Source organism: Micromonospora orduensis (genome assembly GCF_006228125.1).
Lineage (GTDB): Bacteria > Actinomycetota > Actinomycetes > Mycobacteriales > Micromonosporaceae > Micromonospora > Micromonospora orduensis.
In genome coordinates this window covers 1-776 of sequence record NZ_VDFY01000003.1, presented here as the reverse complement: position 1 = coordinate 776, position 776 = coordinate 1, and the positions used below count along the sequence as shown (strand labels likewise).

Annotated in this window: 1 protein-coding gene and 1 pseudogene; one reads left to right on the top strand and one right to left on the bottom strand. The window is 63.3% G+C overall.

Annotated elements, in window-relative coordinates; genetic code table 11:
* Positions 1-333: 333 nt before the first annotated feature.
* A pseudogene (locus tag FHG89_RS33460) lies at positions 334-453 on the bottom strand (IS5/IS1182 family transposase); the annotation flags it as partial.
* Between FHG89_RS33460 and FHG89_RS32665 the strand changes: the two are divergent.
* Positions 431-700: a hypothetical protein gene (locus FHG89_RS32665; protein ID WP_158630812.1), complete on the top strand. Its 270-nt coding sequence runs from the start codon at positions 431-433 to the stop codon at positions 698-700. The pseudogene FHG89_RS33460 and the gene FHG89_RS32665 overlap by 23 nt on opposite strands.
* Positions 701-776 lie beyond the last annotated feature (76 nt).

Genomic DNA, 776 nt, shown 5'->3' with positions numbered 1-776 from the left:
ACCACCGCCGGCGACGGCAACAACGCCTCGGACGGCTCACCCCGATCGAGTTTGAGACAATCAACCAGCCCGTACACGCGGCCTGAACCACTCAAACCCGCGAGTCAACCGAACCCGGGGCAGTCCCTATAAAGCTAGAACTCGGCTGTGACGCGAAAGTCAGTCCGGTGTCCGGAAGCCCTGGAAGAGACCCAGGGGGCCGGTGCTTGTAGGGCCTGAGTACGGGCACATTGCAAGACCTGCACTACTGCACTATCTGAGACCTTCTCGCCGCTCAGCCAGCCGGGTGAGGGTGTCGCCGTTGCGCAGGTGAGCCAAGGCCATCAGCGCCTACTGCTGCGCAGGCAGCCTCCGCCAGCGGGTGCCGAGCGCACGTCGGCGGTCGCGGATCAGCTCGGTCAGGCGGGTCAGGCTGCGCGTGGACAGCGGGATGCTGGCAGGACAGGTCAGCAACGAAGCTCCTGTGCTGGGCGGTGCGTCTTGGTCGACTGCTGTCCTACCGGGAGCTTCGTCCTATCTGGAGCAGCGACACGCCGCTGAGTGCCTGCTCAGGCCCCTCGATCACGATGAAAATGGCTCAGTGATCATGTTCATCTGCGCGCTGTTGCTTGTGGAGAAGTCCAAGCGCGTCGAGGCGATCAAGGCGATGGCTGAACTAGTCAAGGCCTTGCGCCCGGGCAAGAAGAACCAGTTGCCATGATCATCGAACGGACCTCACGGGGAAACGCAGACGCCGGCGACGGGCAGGCTGCCCCCGTTTACCCCTGTCTCTTATA

What these genes read in the sequence shown, in the direction of transcription:
- FHG89_RS32665 (WP_158630812.1), top strand. Translation starts at nt 431, where the DNA reads ATGCTGGCAGGACAGGTCAGCAACGAAGCTCCTGTGCTGGGCGGTGCG.